Here is a 22,019-nt window from a genome sequence, read left to right on the forward strand (position 1 = left end):
ATCTCCAAAAAATTTGATGTAAACTTAATTTGCCCACAGTCTTACTGTATAGTCACGACAAGAGGAAGCGATTGTTTTGCCATCGGGTGAGAATATCACGTTTATATTCGAGTATCTTAGTCCAGTGAGTGTATCAATTAGTTCACTACTCTTTGCATCCCACAGTTTTATTGTTTTATCATTACTAGTAGAAGCAACTATTCTGCTATCTAGTGAGAATATAACACTCCAAACTGACTCTGTATGTCCAGTGAGTGTATTAATTAGTCTGCCACTGGTTGCATCCCATAGTTTCACCGTTTTGTCACTACTGGCAGAAGCAACTGTTTTGCCATCTTGAGAGAATATCACGTCCCAAACTTCGCCTGTATGTCCAGTGAGTGTATTAATTAGTTTACCACTGGTTGCATCCCACAGTTTCACCGTTTTGTCATTACTAGTAGAAGCAACCATTTTAAAATCTGGTGAGAATACCGCACTCCCAACTGTGTCTGTATGTCCAGTGAGTGTATGAATCAGTTCGCTAGTATGCACATCCCAAAGTTTCACAGTGGCGCCAGAAGCAGTAGAAGCAACTATTTTGCATAAGGGTAAGGATATCCAGTCACTAACTAAGTTTTCATATCCATAAATAAATGTATTAACTAAGTTGCCAGTATTTACATCCCACAATTTTATTGTATAGTCACGACTATTAGAAGCGACTATTTGACCATTTAGTGAGAATATCACGTATAAAACCGAATCTGTATGTCCAGTAAGTGTGTTAATTAATTTGCCACTCGTTGCATCCCACAGTTTCACCGTTCTGTCATCACTGGCAGAAGCAACTGTTTTGCCATCGGGTGAAAATACCGCACTCCAAACTTGGTTTGTATGTCCGGTGAGTGTATGAATTAGTTCGCCACTCGCTGTATCCCACAGTTTCACCGTTTTGTCCTCACTGGCAGAAGCAACTGTTTTGCGATTGGGTGAGAATACCACGCTTCTAACCCAGCTTTTATGTCCTGCAAGGGTTGTAACTTCAAAGTTATACATATAATCTTGTTGATTTGACATAATTTGCATCGGGTTTGAAATGTTATTTAAAGCTTAAATTGGCTTTTATCCTGCAAAAAATAAAAAGATGCAATATGTCAGGTTAAAAATTTCATTATAAATAGACAATTCAGTACCAAACAAGTAATTATTTTTAAAATACGTGTAGTGAAATTGTATTATTTATTTTGCGTAGGGTTGCCACTGGCGACCTTACGCTTGTTGAGAAAGTGCATTTTGGTCAGCTTAACCAATAAAAAAGTGAACAAAAAATGAGATTGCGTTAGATACGCTGTAACCTTTACCTTTAATGGTATGACTGCTTTGTTATAGAGCGTACCGCGCGTCTAAAATCTATTTCCAAATGTAAACGTAATATTAATAACAAGCTGGAGTAATGAACATACAAATACCATACGAATACATATATTCCGGTACTTTAAGCCTTGATTCTCCTACTTACACGAAGCGTAAAGCTGATACTGAACTGTATGAGAGTTTAAAGGCTGGTAAATTTTGTTACGTTTTTAACTCGCGTAAAACAGGTAAGTCAAGCTTACGTGTGCAAGTAATGCATCGTTTACAAAATGACGGTATTGCTTGTGCTGCAATTGACTTATCGATGAATGCTACTAATTATGTAACTCATGACCAGTGGTATGCGGATATTATTGATACACTTATAGAGATATTTCACTTAGATATAGATTTAGATTCTTGGTGGTTAGAGCAGGAATTATTATCTCCCGTGAAGCGCTTTAGTAAGTTTATTGATATTTTACTAGCACAGGTAGCACAAAATAATCGAAAGATAGTTATTTTTATCGATGAGATTGATAGCATTCTAAGTTTAAAGCATAAAAGCGATGATTTCTTTGCATTGATTCGCGCGTGTTACAATCAACGGGCAGATAATCCTGTATATAATAATTTGACATTTTGTTTATTAGGGGTTACAACTCCTTCGGACTTAATGACTGATAAAACTAGAACACCATTCAATATTGGTGAGGCAATCGAGTTAACAGGCTTTACTATAGAAGAAGCAAGATTATCTTTAGCTCCAGGTTTAGCTGGCAAAGTAGATAATTCAGAAATTGTATTACAAGAAGTCTTAAATTGGACGGGAGGACAACCTTTTTTAACTCAAAAGGTTTGTAACTATCTCGTTAAATCTCGCACTGCACCGCAAAATAATGGCGAAGCGCAATGGGTAGAAGAAATAGTTACAAACCGATTTATTACCAATTGGGAATCTCAGGATGAACCCGAACATTTACGAACAATACTAAATAGAATAATTTCTAAGAAGAATGAGACATATAGAAGCCGTCTTTTAGGACTTTATCAACGTATATTACTTTCAAATGATACAAATAACAGGCGCCAAGAAGTTGTAGCAGACGAAAGTACAGAGCAGGTAGAATTACGGTTATCAGGGCTTGTTGCAAAAAGTAATGCAATTTTAAAAGTTTATAATCGTATATACGAATCGGTTTTTGATTGGAATTGGGCTGAGAGAGAATTAGCGAAAGTACGCCCTTATGCTTATAATTTAACAGCATGGTTTGAATCAAATTGTCAAGATGAGTCACGCTTGTTACGAGGGAAAGCATTGCGAGATGCTACTGCTTGGGCAATGAGTAAATGTTTGGGTGACAGAGATTATCAGTTTTTGGCTGCCAGTAAGGAATTAGAAAAACAGCAAGCAGAAATAGCACTCGCTCAAGAAAAAAGAGCTAGAGAATTAGAAAAACTTGAATACGAAGTTAGCATAGAAATAGAACGAAAAGGCGCCGAGGCACAAAAGCAAGCCAATAATATTTTAAGAAAAGCAACTCAAAGAGCTACCCTACGTATGCGTATAGGCACTATTATTTTGGTATCTTCCTTAATACTCTCGTCATTTGTAGTCGCACAAGCAGAAAATTCTCGTCAAAATGCTGTAACAGCAACGCACCTTGAACAAGATGGAGCAAGCGCATTACAAGGTTTTAAGGATGGAAGAGAAATTGATGGTTTATTATTAGCAATGCAGACTGGACGAGGATTAAAAACTTTACTTAAACCAAAACAATCTTTAGTAGACTATCCAGCATACAGTCCTGTATTTAGCTTACAGAAAATTTTGTTTGACATTCGCGAAAAAAATCGCTTAGAAGGGCATAATTCGGAGGTCAGAAGCATTGCGTACAGTCCAGACGGCAAAACTTTAGTTTCCGCAAGTCCAGACAAAACCATCAAATTGTGGGATGTAACAACAGGAAAAATTATTTCTACCCTAACTGGGCATACTGATTTTGTCAGCAGCATTGTGTATAGTCCAGATGGTAAAACCTTAGCTTCCGCAAGTGGTGATAAAACAATTAAATTGTGGGATATAGCCACAGGAAAAATCATTTCTACTCTAACTGGACATACAGATTGGGTCAACAGCGTTGTAACGAGTCCAGATGGCAAAACTTTAGCTTCCGTGAGTAATGATAATACAATTAAATTGTGGGATATTAATACAAGAAAAGAAATTGCTACTCTAACAGGGCATCAATCGTGGGTAAGTAGCGTCGTTTATAGTCAGGATGGTAAAACCCTAGCTTCCGCAAGTGGTGATAAGACGATTAAATTGTGGGATGTTACTACAAGAAAAGAAATTGCTACCTTAACAGGGCATACTGATAGTGTCAGAAGTGTTGTTTACAGTCCAGATGGCAAAACCTTAGCTTCTGCAAGCGATGATAGAACCATTAAATTATGGGATGGCGCCACAGTCAAAGAAATTTCTACTTTGACTAACGATGAATCTGAGGTCAGAAGCATAGTTTACAGTCCAGATAGTAAAACCTTAGTTTCCGGAAATCTTGATGGAAGCATCAAATTATGGAATGTTGACACAAGAAAACAAATTTCCACTTTAAATGGACATCAAAGTATAATCAACAGCATAGTTTACAGTCCAGATGGTAAAACTCTAGCTTCTGCAAGTGATGACCCAACTATCAAATTATGGGATATTGCTATAAAAAAACCGACTTCTACCCTAACTGGACATAAATCTTGGGTTTACAGCGTCGCATACAGTCCAGATAGTAAAACCCTAGCTTCTGCAAGTGATGATAAAACTATTAAATTATGGGATGGTGCCACAAAAAAACTAATTTCTACCCTAACCGGACATGAAGGTAGAATTTGGAGTGTCGCAATAAGTCCAGATAGCAAGACTGTAGCTTCTGCAAGTCGCGACAACACCGTTAAATTATGGAATGCGACTACAGGAAAATTAATTTCTACCTTAACTGGACATATTGATGAAGTTAACAGCGTTGTTTACAGTCCAGATGGTAAAACCCTAGCTTCCGCATCTTGGGACAAAACTATTAAATTATGGAATGGCGCCACAGGAAAAGAAATTTCTACCTTAACTGGACATACTGATTTAGTTAGAAGCGTTGTTTACAGTCCGGATGGTAAAACTTTAGCCTCAGCGAGTAACGATAAAACCATCAAATTGTGGAATTCTACCACAGGAAAATTAATTTCTACCTTGACTGGACATAAAGAAATAGTCACAACCGTAGTTTACAGTCCAGATGGTAAAATCTTAGCTTCCGCTGGTGATAGAACTATTAAACTTTGGGATGGCGCCACAGGAAAAGAAATTTCTACCCTAACCGGACATAAAAAAGGAGTCCTGGGTGTCGCTTTTAGTCCAGATGGGAAAATTTTAGCTTCCGCCAGTGAAGACAAAACCATAAAATTATGGAACGTTGCCACAGGTAAACAAATTTCTACCTTGACAGGACATACTGATTCGGTATGGGGCGCCGCTTTCAGTCCAGATAATAAAACATTAGCATCTGCATCTGGGGACGAAACTATTAAATTGTGGAATTTAGACTTAGATAATTTGCTAGCAGAGGGGTGTGGTTGGTTGGAAGGTTACTTATCGACTCGTCCAGAGCAGGCAAAGGAGTTATGTGTAAAGCAATAGCTCACCGGAATGCAGCATTCTCAATAAGCTTAAATAAACCGGGCTTCTGTACGAAAAATCAGCGTTTTATAGCAAAGTCTTTGTCAAGAAGCCCGGTTTCTGGGTCTGGTGCAAGATGTGAGATAGGGGAAAAATATACTCCCCTTTCCTCGTAGGATACTGCTGGCGAATGGTAGGTCTGACCCCTCATAGCCACGATTTAATAGGGTTTTTGAGCTATCGTTTGAGGCGCCACTTATTGCTGAAATGCTTGATTTATCGTTCAAGCGTAGGGTGTTACCCCCGAATCGCCAGCAGTATCCTCGTAGAAGAGGGGTTGGGGGAGAGGTTTTAGTCAGATGCAGCTTCTTCTACTTTCTTCTTTTTCTTCCTATTTGTCTTGGATGCCGATCTAAATATGCCGAAGGTGGACGCGCTCCACCAACCGCTGAATTTAAATCTGTATCAGAGAGTTCCTCGGCAGGGCAAGGTAAATCACCGTCTACTTTAGGCGCAGCAGATGTAGTAGATTGTTGAGTCGTTTTTTCTTCCATAAAGTTGTACCGAATAAAGTATGATGTTGAATTTGAGTGAGTCTAAGACGAACTTACACTTCTGTTATAGTAATTAGTACCAATAAAATTTTTTATTCACGGCTTGGTCAGAAATTGAGTAATTTGGAATAAATATGATTCTTGATACGAATAATATATTAGGACGTTAAATCACTTGAGAGTAACATCGTGAAAACAAGAGTTAAAAATTTTATCAAATTGAGTGGAATCACCCTTATAGCTATTACACCTTTACTGGCATTATCTCAAGAAACCTTCGCTCAATCTAGTAGTAGTTCCCAAGATAGGTGTGAAAGAGGTGACTATCCTATTGTTCCCGATGCGCTATATATAAAGTGTCAGAAACCTGATGGCGGTTATTATGTTGGGGCAATTTACCTTCATGGCATTATAAATAATAACGGTACATTGGTGTATGTAGGTCGTAATCAAACTACTAATTTCCAATATAGCTGTTACAACATTATCATTTCTAAGGGAGATATGCTATCAGCAAATTGTCGGAAAATTAATGGTGACTTCAATTATACATCTATTCGCATTCCCGATATGAAGGAGCAACTTGATAAGCTGAGGAGGCAATAGAAACATTCGAGTTAAGCCTGATGCTCAAGTAAACTAAACTTTATTGCCTAGTGAATAAAATTAACTTATCAATACCAATAACAAAGTAGAAGAGTTAAAAAAGCTAAAAATAAGGAGAATATATGTCTAATATCAACAATGACGACAATCAGGATTTTTTTAGCGATTATAACAAGCCTCAAGATAAGCTATTAGTTGATATTCCTGCTTCAATGGGAACTACCGATGTTAAACAAATTCATAAAGCTTATGACCCAATAGGAGAGGTTTATGCTCAAGGTCGGGCAATGAGGGGTATGTCTTCCACTGGAATATCTTGGTGGGTACTCCTGACTAGCTGGGTATTTTTGGGAGGTTTATTTTTGTGGCTTTTGAGTGTTGCGATATTTTCATCTCCAGTGGCTTTGCCAGGTTTACTTATTGTTACATTGCCTTTATTAATTGTAATTAGAGCCACCTTTGCTAAGTTCTCCAACAAAAAACGTCGAAGGAGGTAGTGGTTCGTGTCATTAATTTTGGGATGTTTGTTAGCAACGGATGTAACGGATGTAGCGGATAAGTTATTTGTCACAAACAAAATCTAGTTATTGAAAATCAACCATCCGTTACATCCGTTAATCATTCGTTGCCAATATTTCTACTCCTAAAACTTATGACAAATAACCCTCATAAAACACGGCTAACCTTGCATTCGGTTGAAAATGTGATTTAAGTACAATAAAATGAAATAGGATTATTATATGTATGAAGCTCATATAGAGATATCAAGGTATTACGAGCCAATACCTGATCTAATGGTTCCGATATATACAGATCATTATCAAAAGCTAATTCATATTTTTGCGCCAACATGTAATTTTTTTGAGTTAAGTTTCTGGCGAGAAGAAGCGCAAGCATTACAGGATGCCGAGCAAAAAATATATTCAAACGGAAAGAGAATATTGAAGAAAATAGACTATCCTAGTTATACTCCTGTTCGTTTAGTTAGTGAACTTTCTCCAACGATAGTTGACGAGTTACTAATCAAGCCTTTTGGCGAGTATGGACGAGTAAAGTGGTTTGGTTTATCTCTGGGAAAAGCTTCTGACTTAACTTTAAAACAAAATATTGAAAAGTCAATTATTCTTGACTTATCACATTGGGGTAGAGAGATTCATATATACAAAATGAGTGAGGAGGAGTTAGAAGAGGTACAATCTATTTTTTCATATTTACGTAAGGAATATGTAAATTTACATGTCAACAAGTTATAACGACCGCCAAGGCGGTTAGGGTATCAGAAGTTTTATAAGAACGACAATAAACCATGTAGAGACGTTACATGTAACGTCTCTACATATACCGCTATAAATAACTATTTGACATTGAACAGATGTGAGCGAGATTTTAAAAAATGTGGCTAGAAAATTGCTAGTGTTCTCTTCTTAGTAGTTACCACCATTGGTACACCTTTTGATGGTCCTAATAAAGCACCTTTACGTACTGGTTGTACTGGTTCACCAACAACAGCCATCTCCAAATTAGATAAAATTGTTGCTAATACTAGTTTCATTTCAAACATAGCAAATGCTAGACCAATACAGCGACGATTTCCACCACCAAAGGGTAAAAATTCTGAAGGGCTAAATTGACGTTCTAAAAAGCGTTCTGGTTGAAATTGCTTGGAGTTGGGATATAAATCTTCTCGGTGGTGCGTGAGATATATACAAGGTATTACTAATGTCCCAGGCGCCAACTGATACCCCATAATTTCTATAGGTGATTTGACCAACCTATTTAATGCTAGCATGGCGACTGGATAAAGCCGCAATGTTTCCGAACAAACTGCGTTAAGGTAAGGTAATTGCAATATTGCATTTAGTTCGGGATTTTCTCCTAAATTATCAAGTTCTTGCAGTAATTTAGAGCGTACTTCTGGTAAACTGTAAATCCAATATAAAGCCCAGGACAAAACTGTTGCAGTGGTTTCGTGACCTGCTACTAACAAAGTCATCAATTCATCACGTAATTCTACATCTGTCATCGGTTGCCCAAATTCGTCACGAGCTGCCATCATTAAAGATAAGATATCATTACGCTCCGGCTCTGCTTTTTCTCTGCGTTCTTGAATTTCGGTATAGATTATTTCGTCTATTTGCTGTTTTAAGCGTAAAAAATGTCCCCAAGGACTCCAGGCGCCGAAATCCCTCTGTACTGCTGGAAAAACAAACATTAATATAAAAACAAAAGGTCGCTTGGGATTTAATATTTCCAACAGCAATGTTTTAAGTTTGTCATAACGCTCACCTGCATCTAAGCCGAATACAGCTTTTAAAATTACCTGTAAGGAAATTTCTTGCATAGAGCTTAGAACTGAAAAAGTTTCGTTCAACAGCCATTTATCTGTAACGGATGCTGTAATTTCTCTAATTTCTTGAGCAAAGAAAAGCATTCGTTCGCCATGAAACGGAGGTGTTAGCAGTTTGCGCTGTCGTTGATGCGGCTTCCCCTCTAAGGCTAACATTGATTGCCGTCCTACTAAAGGAGATTTAATACCTGCGGCTTCACCGGAGTCTAAAACTTTGGGGTCAGTGCTAAAAATTTGTTGAATCGCTTTGGGGTTAGTAATAAATACTTGAGGAGTAAAAACAGGACCAATCCGTAGGGTAAAAATATCACCATAGCGTTTAGTACAGTCTTCCATAAATTCTAAGGGGTTAGTCAGCCAATGGAATGTTTGTACCCAAGGGTGAGTTTGCGGTCCATCAGGAAGTTTTACAGTCATTTTCCCTCTCCATGATAGCGAGTATGCCTTTATATACAGTAACTGATTCGTAGGTTGGCATAAGCCACCTTACTAATTACTAACTAAAATTAACTATCTGGCAAGATGATAAATTGTGCTTTTTCGGCAACCATTGGGGAAGGGTCATTGCGGAATGCATACAATCTTTGTTTTAGTACATTGTTCCAACCCCGCACTTGTGATTGAGCAATTAATGCTGCAAGTGCTATACGACGTAATTTTTCATCATCACTTGGCGCCAAAATTTCTTCTAAACGTATTAGTTCGCTAGTATCGTTTCTAATAATTATTTGTTCTAGACCTTGTACTGCTCTAAATAAAACTTCATGATGCATTTTTCCTTCCAAAGCTAGCTGTTGAAAAAATCTTGCTAGTTCTTCCCAAGAAAAAGCGTATATTGCTATATCAACTTGTAAACTAGTAGTTAGTGGGTCTTCTTGCATTGCTTCAATAGCAGCGCGCGCGGTTGGTAACATCTGTTGCTGTTCATATCTGAGTATCTGTAAAAGATATTGCGTTAACTCTAACAGGATACGACGGTTTGATATTACGCTTCTAACAGTGGCGCCAATTATGTCAGCAGAATTTTTATAGGTAGTTAATAATGCATTTATTGCTTGAGAGGTTTCGTGGAATATGCGTGAATTAATACATTGTTGTAGAACTGGTAGAAGTATTCTGGAGGGGTCACTAACTGGAAAATAACAACAGCGTTCCAGTATATCTAAACGTACTACTGGGTCTGGATGATTTAATAGTGTTACAAATAATTCTAGTAATTGCTGTTGGTTATTTTGTGATTGATCGTAATGTTGGCGCCCAACAGTTCTTGCTATGGCTGTATCGGATGAAGTTGCGGCGCCAAATAGTATTGGCCAAGTTTCTGGATGTTCTAAATGATTCGATAACGCCCGTATAAATGCCACTCGCACGTCACGGTGTAAATCACGTTCATTCCAACTAAGTAATTCAGTATAAGCTTCTGATGATGGTAACTCACCTAATAAACGTACTACTTCTTTGGCAACGGTGACTTTATTTAAAGGAACTGCACGTAGGGTTTGTAATGCTTGGTTTTCAGGCATTTGTAACAGCATACTCCGCAGCGCATAAATAGCTATTCGCGCGCGGTCATCATTCAATGCTTCGACAAGTATAGGTATACCATAAGGACTATCTAGTTGGGGAAGTGCTAATAATGCAGCATCACGGATAACTAACTGTGGATTATCAGGGTTTGCTAATTCTTGTAACGAAGTTGGTTGTACTCCTGGTAGTGCAGCTAGTTGCTTGATAACACACAGTTTGGTTAAAGTGTCACGCTCTGGGTCTTGAATTACTTCCTCAAGAGTTCTTTGGAAAATTTCTTGCTGTTGTGTTGTCCAGCGATTAAACCCATTTGTTAAAGGCAATATAAAACGAGTTTCGTCGGTACTGAAAAGACCAGTATAAGCAGAGTATCTTAAAAATGGTGTGATTAAATCCTGACGCTTTCGATGTAAAAAATTGTATACTGTATATTGAGTTATCCAACTAGGGTCTTGTTGTAATAGTTGGGGGATAAGTTCGTTTAATTTATCTCGTCGATATTTGGCGATTAAATCAAGTGCTTCGGATGCAATCGTATTGTTTCTCGTGTTCTTAATTATACGCTCTAATATTTCAACTAAACCATCGAATACTTTTAAACGGTGCCCAAAACTTCGTGCAGCAGCAATAATATTACTTTCACGTTTGCGCTCCCAAGATTGTAGTACAGGAAGCAGTATTGGAGCGACTCTTGGCATATCGCTGTTAGAAAGTCTTTCACCCAAATCATAAAAATTAATTTGCCCCCTTTGCTGTACTAAGGTCGCTAGTTGCCCAGCAGACCAAGCAGGATGGAATGGTAAAATCTGAATAACCAAACGTTCGATTGAGATGACAGTAAAATTAGATAAGTCAACAGCGTTAAAAGCATGACTGATAATTTGACTCAAATCTTCCAAATGTTGAGAATGCCAGATAGAACTCGGTAATTCTGCTAGTCCTTTTATCATGGCACCGCGTACAGGGTCTTGTTCGTTACGTCTTTGCTTTACAATGTTAAGGATGTCCGAAGTATGGGAACGATTATAACGAGTTGCGAAAATTAATGTCGAAAGTGCTTGCTTACGTAATTCTGGGTCAGGGTCATTAATATAAGGGTTCACCAATGCGTGCGTATCCCCCCAAGGTAGGTAAGCTGCACAATATAAACGTTCTTCTGGAAAAATGTTACGTGGTAAATTGAGGTAACGTTGTGCTTCTTGTTCACGAATGTGACGCGGTAAATATGGAATTATTGCTGGTATTATGTTACCTCCAATGCTGCTGCGCCAACTGTCGGCAAAAGTCCTGTAGATAATTTCTCGCTGTTGTGGCGCCAGTAAATAAAAAATATACTGTTCGTTTATTGTGTATTTGCGTCTATTAATTAGTGAAATAAGCTGTTGTGTTTCTAATTTGTGAGCAACTTTGTCAAAGCTGACGTTAGCTCTATCGTTTGAACTCAAAATTAAATCAGCAACTTGTCGAGGGTAACGCTCGGTTAAAGGTTGTAAGTTTAAGTTTGATAATGGAATAATACCAGATACCGTCCGGCAGATAGAAAGCGCTGTTTCTGGGAAAAGTTCTGAGAGTAAGGGTAAAACAGCATTGACACGGGTTGTTAGTCTAGGGTCAAATTCACTAGTCGCGTTTGCCCGTCTTTGTAATAATTCTTCAACAATTCGTGGATGCAAGCGCGCTAACAGTTTCCACTCATCAATTCCGTAAAAGTCAATAACTGATTCTATATGACGTTGGACAAGTTCAGAGGAAGCACATGGTAATAACCGACTAAAACTATCATTATTTGTACTAGCCAGTTGATTAATAAAAGTATCAATACAACTACGACGATGCCACTTTAATAATTGTTTGAGTACATAACGGCAGTCTTTCAACGTTACAGTATTAAGAGCGGTTTGTACTTGTGCGTCCGAAGTAAGTGGGCCGACCATTTGTACTGCTTTGGAACGTATCAGGTGTGAATTATCGCTCAAAGCACGTATTATTTTGGCGCCATCGTAACTTCCATAGCAAGAATTAAGCGCGAGGAGACGTTCAGTAAAATCACCTTGCTCTAAAGAATTTAATATATCTCTAACTTGAGTATCAGTTGAAACTTGGCGCCCAAGCTCAACCATACGACGCACTCTGTCATGATAAGATAATGATTCTAATTGCTGAAGAAGTTGCTGTAAAGTCATTTTTTGTTATGGGTATATATGAAATATTGTAGAAAGTTTTGGTATGTTGGCTGGCAACGGATACAACGGATGTAACGGATGATTTATTGGTATAAAAGTGAATTTTAATTACTTAAAATCAAATATCCGTTACATCCGTTCCAGACTCCGTTGCTAATCTTTCTACACTCCAGAATTAATGACACAGACTAATATGGTTGCTAATGGCGACCTTACGTGTATGTCAAAAATCAAATAGTAGTCCTATAGAACTGTTAAGTGTTTGCTAAAGTAACAAGATATCTAGTCGCTAACCTTTTGCAATTGCCGGGTATTAACCCAACCAGAGGCGTTAGAAAGCTTTACCCAATTGCGAGATTTGCTTACTCTGACATTCACGTCATATTTATGGAGAATAACACGAATTTTTTTATAATTAGAACCAGGACTACTTCGGACAGTAGCTCTAGCACGGGAGGTTACTATCACAGTACAAGCAGGTTGAACTCCTGGTCGTAGTCTATTTACCTGACATAGACGTTATGCTGGAGTCACAGCATTTGCTGCAGATGGCATTGCAGCGCCAGTTGTCATTAGTGTTAAGAATGCTAAAGCTGTGAGCGGTTTGCTAAAATTGAACATGGTTTTACTCCTGTGGACTATTGATTTATTTGGCTTGAGCTTAACGTGAACCCCTCTCCTTGTAGGATACAGAAGAGCGATTCGGGGGTGGCGCCCATCATGCCCACGAATTTGCGTTATTCCAGACCCACGTAGAGACCGAATTAATACGCTCTCTACCCACCAATTTGTTTGAAACGAAGGGTATGAACCCCTATTCGCTCTTCTGTATCCTTGTAGGAGAGGGGTTGGGGAGAGGTTTGTCGAGCTTAATTATTTATTCGTATGACTGATTTGAGTTTATTCAATGCGCGCGTAACTTAAATAATTCCCGTATCATTTCACCTATATAACTTGTATCAAAGTGAATAAAATCACGCGACTGGTACTAATTATATATTAGAACGACAATACTTTAACAACAGGCTCATCTGCTAGTGCTGACAAAACCATTAAATTGTGGGATGTTGCTACAAAGAAAGAAACTTCTACCTTAACTGGACATACAGATTGGGTCAACAGTGTCGTTTTCAGTCCAGATGGCAAGACTTTAGCTTCCGCAAGTTGGGATAAAACCATTAAATTATGGAAGGGCGCCACAGGTAAACTAATTTTTACCATAACAGGGCATACTGAGCAAGGCACCTGGGTAGTTTATAGTCTAGATGGTAAGACGTTAGCTTCTGCAAGTGATGACAGAAGCATTAGATTGTGGAATTTGGACTTGGATAATTTACTAGCTCAGGGGTGTCACTGGTTGGATGGTCACTTAGCAACTCGTCCAAATGAAGAAAAAAAATTATGCGTCAACCCCGTCCGATGAATAAATAATTTTATCGATACGAATTAATAATTAGAAGCTTCACATATAGCAGTCCTAAATCATTCATAAAATCCGCACGTTGTAGAGACGCGATTAATCGCGTCTCTACAGGGATATAATTTTTACAAATCATTTAGGAATGCTATAGTTCCACAAAAATTATCCAATATCGCCCAAAAAGGAGGTGCTGTAAAAGGCGGACATACTAAAGATAAAAGTCCATCCAAGAAAGCAAAACATCAGAAAGGGGAAGCGCGCAGGCATCAAGACCAAAACGTAAATCCTGCTTTTAAAGAGTACAAGCAAAAAGGTGGGTTTTTATCAAAAGAGGCATGGTAAAAAGCTGGCAAACCTAAAAAATAATCGCTTTTACACCTGATACAGGCGCCCTTTCGTTGTAACTATCATAGGTACCTATAATAGTCCTACATTATTAAATAATGTAGGACTATTATCTGTAAATTATATTACTCAGTATTGATGGCGTTACTCGTTTAATATTGGTACTGGCAATATTTTTATTAATAAATGTCAAAATTACTGGTATTCTAAGTATGAATACTATAAATATATATCTATCAAAACTTAATAGTCTAAATTAAAAAACTATTAAAATTAACAAGTATTTAGTAGACAAATAGACATAGTTATGCATCCTCGCCAAAATATTATAGAAATGTTTTCAACCTTTGCTCAATTGGAGGGAAACAAATTTAGCAGATGGGTAACGGACACAAATTTACGTAGAAGTATCCTGTCTTACTTAAATAGCTCGCCAGAAGTAGATAACTCTGAAAAGTTTTGGGCACTTTACTGGTATAAAAGCTGGCAAAATAATTGTAATAGCCTTGCAAAAATGCATCTTCTAGCATATTTACAGGAACCATTCTATCGGGCATCTGAAAAAATAACCACTAAATACGCAAATAACCAGTATGGACTAGCTGATTATTTTCAAATTGCTAATGCAGAAGTGGAAATAATTCTTAAAGATTTTAATCCTGAAAAATCTTCTAACTTAAGATACTATGCTGTGATGGTTGTGTCTAGTCGGTTTAGAGAAATTTTACGCCAACGCAAAGAAGTGAACATTTGCACTAATTGGGTGTTGCTACGTAAAGTTACTAAAAAAATAATTTTAGAAGCTTTGAATACTGCTGGACTATCACCTACCGCAATTAATCAACATCGTTTAGCCTGGGTTTGTTTTAAGGAATTATATGTTTATCAATCATCTGGTACAAAAAAACTACCAGAGCCAAATCGCCAGCTTTGGTCCGCAATTACTGACCTTTATAACCGTGAACGACAAACCCAACTGGGTTTTTCTACTCCTAAAAGTACTAGTGAAGAAATTGAACGTTGGTTGACTCAAACTGCTGTTTATATACGCGCGTATCTGTTTCCGTCTGTAAAATCTCTAAATACCGTGACAGTCAATTCACAGGATGCAGAGACATTAGATATACCGGACTTATCTAGTGATTCACTTCTTGCTGACATAATAATTAAAGAGGATATTCAAAACCGAGAACAGCAAGTTCTTCAAATGTCTAGTGCAATATCAAATGCTTTACAGCTTTTGGATAGCGACTCTCAAGAAATATTAAGACTTTACTATCAAGAGGAACTGACACAGCAGCAAATTGTGCAACGGTTACAGAGAAGCCAGCCGACAATTTCGAGAAGGTTAGTTAAAGGCAGAGAGTCAATCCTTGCTGCGTTAGTAGAATGGCGCCAATCTTTAAGTCCAGATTTGAATAATTCTGTGGATTCAACTCTAATAGAAGATATAAGTATTGCTTTGGAAGAGTACTTAAGAATCCATTATGGTAATTTAAACGTAAAACTATAGTTGAATAGTAGTAAAAAATGACTTTTGCTTTCGCAGACCCAAGAGAATGGGTGTTAGAAATAACACCAGCAATTCAGGCGCAGTACTGGCAGCAGAGCCAAGCGTATACTACACCTAGTAGTCGCTGGCGCGCTTATCTGAATCAAATTTGCGTTTATGCTTTTTTAGATTGGACTTCTAATCTCGATTCGATACGAGCTATTGTTTGGTGCAGTTTTCCCGGTACACCTGCTTTTTGGGAATTTGTTAATGGTACAGCCGTTTTGTTAGAAGAGAAACGAATTGTACTAATCCCCAGTGAAGCAATCGATGATAGCGAGTTGGAAGTACCTCAAGAATGGGTAGATATTCCGAGTTGGGCTGCAGATTATTATTTAGCTGTACAAGTTAACGCTTCCGGAGACTGGGTGCGTTTTTGGGGTTATACAACTCATCAAAAGCTTAAATTGAAAGGCAATTACGACTTTGTAGATAGAACATATTGTCTAGATGCACGACATTTAACCAAAGATTTTAACGCTTTCTGGGTTAATTACCAATTTTCTAAACAAGAGCCTTTTATAAGGACTGAACCTACACTACAAGAATTATCAACTACTACTGCCGAAAATTTATTACAACGGTTAACTCATAATGCTGTTACTTTTCACAGATTAGCCGTTCCATTTACGACTTGGAGCGCGTTACTAGAAAATGAACAATGGCGCCAACAATTGTATCAACGATTAAAACAAGCGCGTTACTTGAATCTAAGTCGTTGGTTAGAAGGAGTATATGACCAACTGTGGGAGAATGTCGAAGCAATTTTGGGTGACAATATAGGTGAAACCGCATTTAATTTTAGGGAATCGCTAGAAGTAGAAGCAAGAAACGTTAAGCGAGCCAAACTAATAAATTTAGGAGAGGATGATTCGATATCATTCGTTTTAGTAATAGCTATAAATTGGGAGGATAATCGACAAGCTTGTATTCGTGTACAGTTACATCCTAAGCCTGATACCCTTTATCTACCTGAAAATGTTAAGTTAGCTCTACAATTAGAGTCAGGAGAAATAATTCAGGAAGTACAAGCACGAGAACAAGATAATTATATACAATTAAATAGATTTGAGGGAGAAGTTGGAGAAACCTTTAGTATCCAAGTTAAAATTGAAAATTATCAGATTATAGAAAACTTTGTGATTTAAAGGAGTTTGATTGGTTCATATGAGTAAGAGTAAGTTAGTTACCCTGTCCTTATTAGGAGGAAATTTAAACCAAGGATTTCCTGTTGTTACAGCTCTACTCTCTCATCAAGACCAAAGCTTTAAAATTACAGGAAGTTTACCTGGTGTACCCGAATTAGTAAAACTTTATACAAAGTGGCAAATACTCTACGAAGCTGTACATCAACGTAAGCGCAACAACCAACGCATAAAAATGTATCAGCAGGATATCAATAATGTATCTATAAATGATTTTGATAGCGTGTGTAAAGAGCTACAATCAACTCTGAATACTTGGTTGAAATGTGAGTCGTTTCAGAATATTGAGCGACAGTTAAGAACGCTGCTTAGTCAAGATGATGAGATTAAGGTCATTATCGAAACAGATGTAATTTTACTGCATCGGTTGCCTTGGCATTTGTGGAATTTTTTCGACCATTATCCTTTTGCCGAGTTAGCTTTAAGTAATCATGAATATGGAACTCCGAGAGTCTCACGAACATCTTCGTCAGCTAAAGTCCGGATTTTGGCAGTTCTTGGTAGTAATTGTAATATTAATATTGATGAAGACCGTTCTTTATTGCAAAAATTGAAAAATGCACAGATTACATTCATTGTCAATCCTACACGCATAGAGCTTGACGAACTTTTATGGAATCAGGATTGGGATATTCTATTTTTCGCTGGGCATAGCGATAGCAATGACGATATCGGTAAAATTTACATTAATCCCTGTGAGAGTTTAACAGTCATTCAACTCAAAAGTGCCCTTTCAAAGGCAATTGAGCGCGGTTTGAAGCTAGCAATTTTTAATTCTTGTGATGGAATGGGTTTGGCAAAAAGTCTTGCTGATTTGAATATACCACAAATAATTGTGATGCGTGAAAGAGTACCCGATTTAGTAGCGCAGAAGTTTCTAGAAAACTTTCTATTTGCTTTTGAAGAAGGCAAGTCACTTTATTTAGCTATGCGAGAAGCGCGCGCAAAGCTTCAGGGTTTAGAGAATGATTATCCTTGTGCTAGTTGGTTGCCAGTTATCTACCAAAATCCTACTACTGTTCCTACCACTTGGCAAGAATTGTGTGGTGCAGGCACCATTAAAACAAGTAAAACCTTCAAAATAGCCCACCTATCAAAAACAGTTGCTAGTACATTAGTTGTAACTGCATCCGTAATTGGTCTAAGATACTTAGGTGTTTTTGAGAAACCGGAACTGCAAACCTTTGACCAAATGCTGGTATTGAGACCAAAGGAAGAATTAGAGTCAAAAGTCATAATTATTGAAGTCACAGAAGAATATATTCAATCTGTGCAGCGTAAAAATTTAGGTTTAAAATCTATTTCAGATAGTACATTGGCTCAACTAATTAATAAATTACAAAAGCATCAACCTCAAGTAATTGGAGTAGATATTTACAGAGATTTTGCCGACCCAATTGATAAATTAAATCCAATTCAACTTAATACTGAACTTAGTAAAAACAACGTTATTACTGTTTGTAAAGGTAAAGACTCTAAATATGACCCCCAAGGAATTAAACCACCAAATACACCTCTTGAGCGTCAGGGTTTTACCGATGCAGTTGAAGATATAGACGGTGTTGTTCGGCGCCAAATTCTCATGATGCCACAGGAAGCTTCTTCCCCCTGTCAAACAAATGTATCATTGGCACTGCAATTAGCAAGTCGGTACTTATTTAGCAAAGGTATAAATTTTAGTGTTCATGAAGATTATATACAGTTTGGGGATAAAATATTCAAAAGACTAAAGCCGGGTCGTAGTGGTGCCTATCAACGAGTAAATAATTTGGGCGGAATACAAATAACTATTAATTATAATGATACTGATTACAAACGTATACCTTTAGAAGCTGTACTGAATAATCAATTGAATCAGGATGTTCTTAAAGATAAGATAGTAATTATAGGGGTTACAGCTAATTCAATTAGTGACTACTGGTCTACTCCTTACAGTTCTATACGTGGAGCTTTAGAAAAAACACCAGGAGTATTTATACAAGCGCAACTAGTTAATCAATTAGTAGATGCAGTTTTAAATAAACGTCCAATTTTTAGAGTTTTACCTTATTGGGGTGATATTCTCTGGATATGCGGATGGTCTGGTGGCGCAAGTTTAATTGTTTGGCGCCTACATTCCCACATGCAAAAAGCAGGCGCCATCGTTGGAACAATTATTGTATTATACGGAATTTGTACGATTACTCTTTATCAAGGATTATGGTTACCATTTATACCTTCTGTTTTTGGTATTGTTGCTAGTGGCACAGCAGTCAGCCTGAAACAGCAAAAAATATCCGAATAAATGCATAATTATTTATTGGCGCCATTCTCCAGATATTAAAGTACCAATTTAGCTTTGTTTAAATATAGGAATGAATGCATGATTGGAATTACACGTTTTTTCTTGCATATGGTAGTTACAATTTGTAGTACAGCTTTGCTTGCTAATAGCTCATATGCTCAAATCCTTCCAGATACGACTCTTCTGAATAAATCCAATGTGATAAATTCGGGTAATACTAGGGTTATTTCTGGTGGAACGACAGTAGGTGCCAATCTATTCCATAGTTTCTCTGAGTTCTCTATTCCCAGTAGCGCAACAGTTTTGTTTAATAATGCACTGGATATTCAAAACATTATTAGTCGAGTAACGGGTAAATCGACCTCTGTTATTAATGGTTTAATCCAATCCAATGGTACAGCTAATTTGTTTTTAATTAATCCCAATGGGATTATTTTTGGCAAAGATGCTAGTTTGAACATTGGCGGTTCCTTTGTTGCCACAACAGCTGATGCTGTTAGGTTCGGGCAGAGCGAATTCTTCAGTGCCTCAAATCCAGAAGCACCTTCACCGTTGTTAACAGTAAATCCAAATGCCTTATTATTCAATCAAATTGTAGCAGCCCCAATTCAAAATAGTTCAATTGCACCAGCAGGGAAAAATCCAGCGGGTCTTCAAGTATCTGGTTTACGTGTTAGAGATGGAAAGAGTTTGCTGTTAGTAGGTGGTAAAGTCAACATAGATGGTGGTCAATTAAATGCTTTTGGTGGTCGAGTTGAGTTGTCCGGATTGGCATCAACAGGAACTGTAGCGCTTCAAATAGAACAGGACAACTTTCGCCTAAGCTCTTTTGATGAAAGCGCGATGAAAGCGGATGTTTCTTTAGCTAATCAATCTCGTGTGTCTGTAGAAGCTGGTGGTGGTGGAAGTATTGCAGTTAACGCACGGAATTTAGAAGTTTCGGGTGCAAGTGTAGTGAGTGCCGGAATTGGAAATGGTTTGGGTACCGCCAATAGAGTTGCGGGTGATATTACGCTCAATGCCACAGAGGAGATAAAAGTGGATGGGGCAGGAAGCTATGTTTTTAATCGGGTAAGACCACAAGCAGTAGGCAATGGAGGAAATGTAACTGTTAATACCCGTGAATTGCTAGTACGGAATGGAGCGCAGGTTGGCACTAGCACATTTGGCGCCGGAAATGGTGGAAATTTAGAAGTTTCGGCACAAACTGTGCAATTGATTGGTAGATCTGCCCAGTTTCGTACTAGCTTGTATGCAGCCACAAACGCAAACGCAATTGGTAATGGAGGAAACTTGACGATTAAGGCTGGTTCGTTACTGGTTCAGGATGGGGCACAGGTTAGTTCTGATACATTTGGTGCAGGCAAAGGAGGTTCTTTAACTGTAAATGCCAACATAATTAATATTATTGGTGCAAGTGGCTTGTTTGCTCAACAAAATACTAGAGGCGCAACAGGAAAAGTAGGAGATTTGACTATTAATACTAAAACGTTGTCAGTACGGGATGGAGCAAAAGTTAGCGGTGGCACATTCGGAGCAGGTAAGGGCGGAAATTTAAATGTAAATGCTGACACTGTGTCCGTTATTGGTAGCGATATTGTTAATGGTTCTTCCAGTCGTTTGTCCACTCAAAATTACCGAGGTGCAACAGGGAATGCAGGAGATTTGACAATTACTGCAAAAACTTTATCAGTACAGGATGGGGCACAAGTTAGCAGTGGCACATTTGGTGCAGGTGAGAGCGGGAATTTGAAGGTAAATGTTGACACTGTGTCCGTTGCTGGTAACAATACTTTTGATGCTACTTCCAGTAAGTTGACAACTCAGAATGAAGGCGTAACAGGGAATGCAGGAAATTTGACGATTACTGGAAAAACCTTGTTAATACGAGATGGAGGGCAAATTGGCACTGGTATATTTGGTGGAGGCAATGGGGGAAATTTGACAGTAAATGTTGATACTGTGCAAGTAATTGGTAACAATACTTTTGATGGCTCTCGCAGCGGCTTATTTACCAGTACTGGGCAAAATTCAACAGGAGCAGCGGGAGATTTAAAGATTAATGCCCAACAGTTACTTGTTGGAGATAAAGCGGGAGTATTTGTAAAAAGTTTAGGACTTGGTAATGCGGGTAACTTATCTATTAATGCTCGCTCCATCACTTTGGACGATGGCACTCTTAGCGGTGACACACGCAGTATCAAGACCAATCCTAATAAATCACAGGCGACTATCACCCTGCAAGTGAAAGATTTATTATTGCTACGTCGTGGCAGTAATATCACTACTAACGCCACAGGAGAAAATGTTATCGGTGGTGATATTAATATCTATACTAATATTCTTGCCGCATTTCAAAACAGTGATATTACCGCTAACTCTGATGACTATCGTGGTGGTAATGTCATAATTAATACCAGAAGTCTCTTTGGCATTCAATTTCGGGATGTAGCTTCGCGCATCACAAGCGACATTACTGCTAGCGGGGCAACGCGCGAGTTAAGCGGTAATGTAGAAATTACAACACCCGATATTGATCCCACTAACAGCTTAATTGAACTTTCTACTAATCTAGTTGATGCCTCCCAACAAATTTCTACTGCTTGCACTCCCGGAAGTCGTCAATACAATAATTCTTTTGTCGCTACAGGACGTTCAGGACTACCCATAAGTCCCACTGAGCCATTACAAGACCAAAATACTTATAGTGCCTGGGTAAGATTTCAAGGCAAACCAGAAAACTTGAATACCGCGAGCACAAATAAGCCTCCCTTAATTGCAGCTAATCCAACTATTATAGAAGCTTCGGGTTGGATAGCTGATACTCGTGGGAATATAGAATTGGTGGCGCCTGATAAAGTTTCTCCAAAAATTAAACATTCTTTTTCTTGTACTAATTCAAAGTAAAACCCGCACATTGTAGAGACGCGATTAAACCCTTGTTTCTACAAGGTTTCAGTTCAATTACTTATTTTAATGAGCGGTAAACTA

At 38.0% G+C, this 22,019-nt stretch carries 13 protein-coding genes; 9 read left to right on the forward strand and 4 right to left on the reverse strand.

Annotated elements, in window-relative coordinates; all coding sequences use genetic code 11:
• Positions 1-24: 24 nt before the first annotated feature.
• Positions 25-1,059: a WD40 repeat domain-containing protein gene (locus tag DSM106972_RS23600; protein WP_158632872.1), complete on the reverse strand. Its 1,035-nt coding sequence runs from the start codon at positions 1,057-1,059 to the stop codon at positions 25-27.
• A gap of 376 nt (positions 1,060-1,435) precedes the next feature.
• Here DSM106972_RS23600 and DSM106972_RS23605 point away from each other — a divergent pair, with 376 nt between their 5' ends.
• Positions 1,436-5,026, forward strand: a complete 3,591-nt coding sequence (locus DSM106972_RS23605; protein ID WP_127082994.1) for a WD40 domain-containing protein — start codon at positions 1,436-1,438, stop codon at positions 5,024-5,026.
• Positions 5,027-5,376: 350 nt separating this feature from the next.
• Here DSM106972_RS23605 and DSM106972_RS23610 read toward each other — a convergent pair whose 3' ends face one another.
• The gene (locus tag DSM106972_RS23610) at positions 5,377-5,559 is read right to left on the reverse strand and encodes a hypothetical protein (protein ID WP_127082995.1); all 183 of its coding nucleotides are present in this window, start codon (positions 5,557-5,559) and stop codon (positions 5,377-5,379) included.
• A 189-nt stretch (positions 5,560-5,748) separates the two neighbouring features.
• Here DSM106972_RS23610 and DSM106972_RS23615 point away from each other — a divergent pair, with 189 nt between their 5' ends.
• The 3 genes from DSM106972_RS23615 to DSM106972_RS23625 all read left to right on the forward strand — a co-directional run bounded on the left by DSM106972_RS23615 (position 5,749) and on the right by DSM106972_RS23625 (position 7,418).
• On the forward strand, positions 5,749-6,165 hold the full coding sequence (locus tag DSM106972_RS23615) for a hypothetical protein (protein ID WP_158632873.1): 417 nt from the start codon (positions 5,749-5,751) through the stop codon (positions 6,163-6,165).
• Positions 6,166-6,287: 122 nt separating this feature from the next.
• Positions 6,288-6,662, forward strand: a complete 375-nt coding sequence (locus DSM106972_RS23620) for a hypothetical protein (protein WP_127082997.1) — start codon at positions 6,288-6,290, stop codon at positions 6,660-6,662.
• A 243-nt stretch (positions 6,663-6,905) separates the two neighbouring features.
• Entirely contained in the window at positions 6,906-7,418 is a 513-nt protein-coding gene (locus DSM106972_RS23625) for a hypothetical protein (protein WP_127082998.1), read from the forward strand.
• Positions 7,419-7,564: 146 nt separating this feature from the next.
• Here DSM106972_RS23625 and DSM106972_RS23630 read toward each other — a convergent pair whose 3' ends face one another.
• A complete protein-coding gene (locus DSM106972_RS23630) occupies positions 7,565-8,929 on the reverse strand; it encodes a cytochrome P450 (protein ID WP_127082999.1) in 1,365 nt (454 codons plus the stop codon).
• A gap of 89 nt (positions 8,930-9,018) precedes the next feature.
• Entirely contained in the window at positions 9,019-12,222 is a 3,204-nt protein-coding gene (locus tag DSM106972_RS23635; RefSeq protein ID WP_127083000.1) for a HEAT repeat domain-containing protein, read from the reverse strand.
• 1,057 nt (positions 12,223-13,279) lie between these two features.
• On the opposite strand from DSM106972_RS23635, the gene DSM106972_RS23645 reads away from it, so the two are divergent.
• The 5 genes from DSM106972_RS23645 to DSM106972_RS23665 all read left to right on the forward strand — a co-directional run bounded on the left by DSM106972_RS23645 (position 13,280) and on the right by DSM106972_RS23665 (position 21,935).
• The gene (locus tag DSM106972_RS23645) at positions 13,280-13,645 is read left to right on the forward strand and encodes a WD40 repeat domain-containing protein (protein WP_233787305.1); all 366 of its coding nucleotides are present in this window, start codon (positions 13,280-13,282) and stop codon (positions 13,643-13,645) included.
• A gap of 649 nt (positions 13,646-14,294) precedes the next feature.
• Positions 14,295-15,500: a sigma-70 family RNA polymerase sigma factor gene (locus DSM106972_RS23650; RefSeq protein ID WP_127083002.1), complete on the forward strand. Its 1,206-nt coding sequence runs from the start codon at positions 14,295-14,297 to the stop codon at positions 15,498-15,500.
• A 17-nt stretch (positions 15,501-15,517) separates the two neighbouring features.
• Positions 15,518-16,687: a DUF1822 family protein gene (locus DSM106972_RS23655; RefSeq protein ID WP_127083003.1), complete on the forward strand. Its 1,170-nt coding sequence runs from the start codon at positions 15,518-15,520 to the stop codon at positions 16,685-16,687.
• Positions 16,688-16,706: 19 nt separating this feature from the next.
• Entirely contained in the window at positions 16,707-19,028 is a 2,322-nt protein-coding gene (locus DSM106972_RS23660) for a CHASE2 domain-containing protein (protein ID WP_127083004.1), read from the forward strand.
• Between the two features lie 78 nt (positions 19,029-19,106).
• Positions 19,107-21,935: a two-partner secretion domain-containing protein gene (locus tag DSM106972_RS23665; protein WP_127083005.1), complete on the forward strand. Its 2,829-nt coding sequence runs from the start codon at positions 19,107-19,109 to the stop codon at positions 21,933-21,935.
• Positions 21,936-22,019: the final 84 nt, after the last annotated feature.

Source organism: Dulcicalothrix desertica PCC 7102 (assembly GCF_003991905.1).
In the GTDB taxonomy this organism is placed as follows: domain Bacteria; phylum Cyanobacteriota; class Cyanobacteriia; order Cyanobacteriales; family Nostocaceae; genus Dulcicalothrix; species Dulcicalothrix desertica.

Bases quoted from the DNA above. Each gene is read 5' to 3' on its own strand.
- DSM106972_RS23600 (WP_158632872.1), bottom strand. From the start codon at position 1,059: ATGTCAAATCAACAAGATTATATGTATAACTTTGAAGTTACAACCCTT.
- DSM106972_RS23605 (WP_127082994.1), top strand. From the start codon at position 1,436: ATGAACATACAAATACCATACGAATACATATATTCCGGTACTTTAAGC.
- DSM106972_RS23610 (WP_127082995.1), bottom strand. From the start codon at position 5,559: ATGGAAGAAAAAACGACTCAACAATCTACTACATCTGCTGCGCCTAAA.
- DSM106972_RS23620 (WP_127082997.1), top strand. From the start codon at position 6,288: ATGTCTAATATCAACAATGACGACAATCAGGATTTTTTTAGCGATTAT.
- DSM106972_RS23625 (WP_127082998.1), top strand. From the start codon at position 6,906: ATGTATGAAGCTCATATAGAGATATCAAGGTATTACGAGCCAATACCT.
- DSM106972_RS23630 (WP_127082999.1), bottom strand. From the start codon at position 8,929: ATGACTGTAAAACTTCCTGATGGACCGCAAACTCACCCTTGGGTACAA.
- DSM106972_RS23635 (WP_127083000.1), bottom strand. From the start codon at position 12,222: ATGACTTTACAGCAACTTCTTCAGCAATTAGAATCATTATCTTATCAT.
- DSM106972_RS23650 (WP_127083002.1), top strand. From the start codon at position 14,295: ATGCATCCTCGCCAAAATATTATAGAAATGTTTTCAACCTTTGCTCAA.
- DSM106972_RS23655 (WP_127083003.1), top strand. From the start codon at position 15,518: ATGACTTTTGCTTTCGCAGACCCAAGAGAATGGGTGTTAGAAATAACA.
- DSM106972_RS23660 (WP_127083004.1), top strand. From the start codon at position 16,707: ATGAGTAAGAGTAAGTTAGTTACCCTGTCCTTATTAGGAGGAAATTTA.
- DSM106972_RS23665 (WP_127083005.1), top strand. From the start codon at position 19,107: ATGATTGGAATTACACGTTTTTTCTTGCATATGGTAGTTACAATTTGT.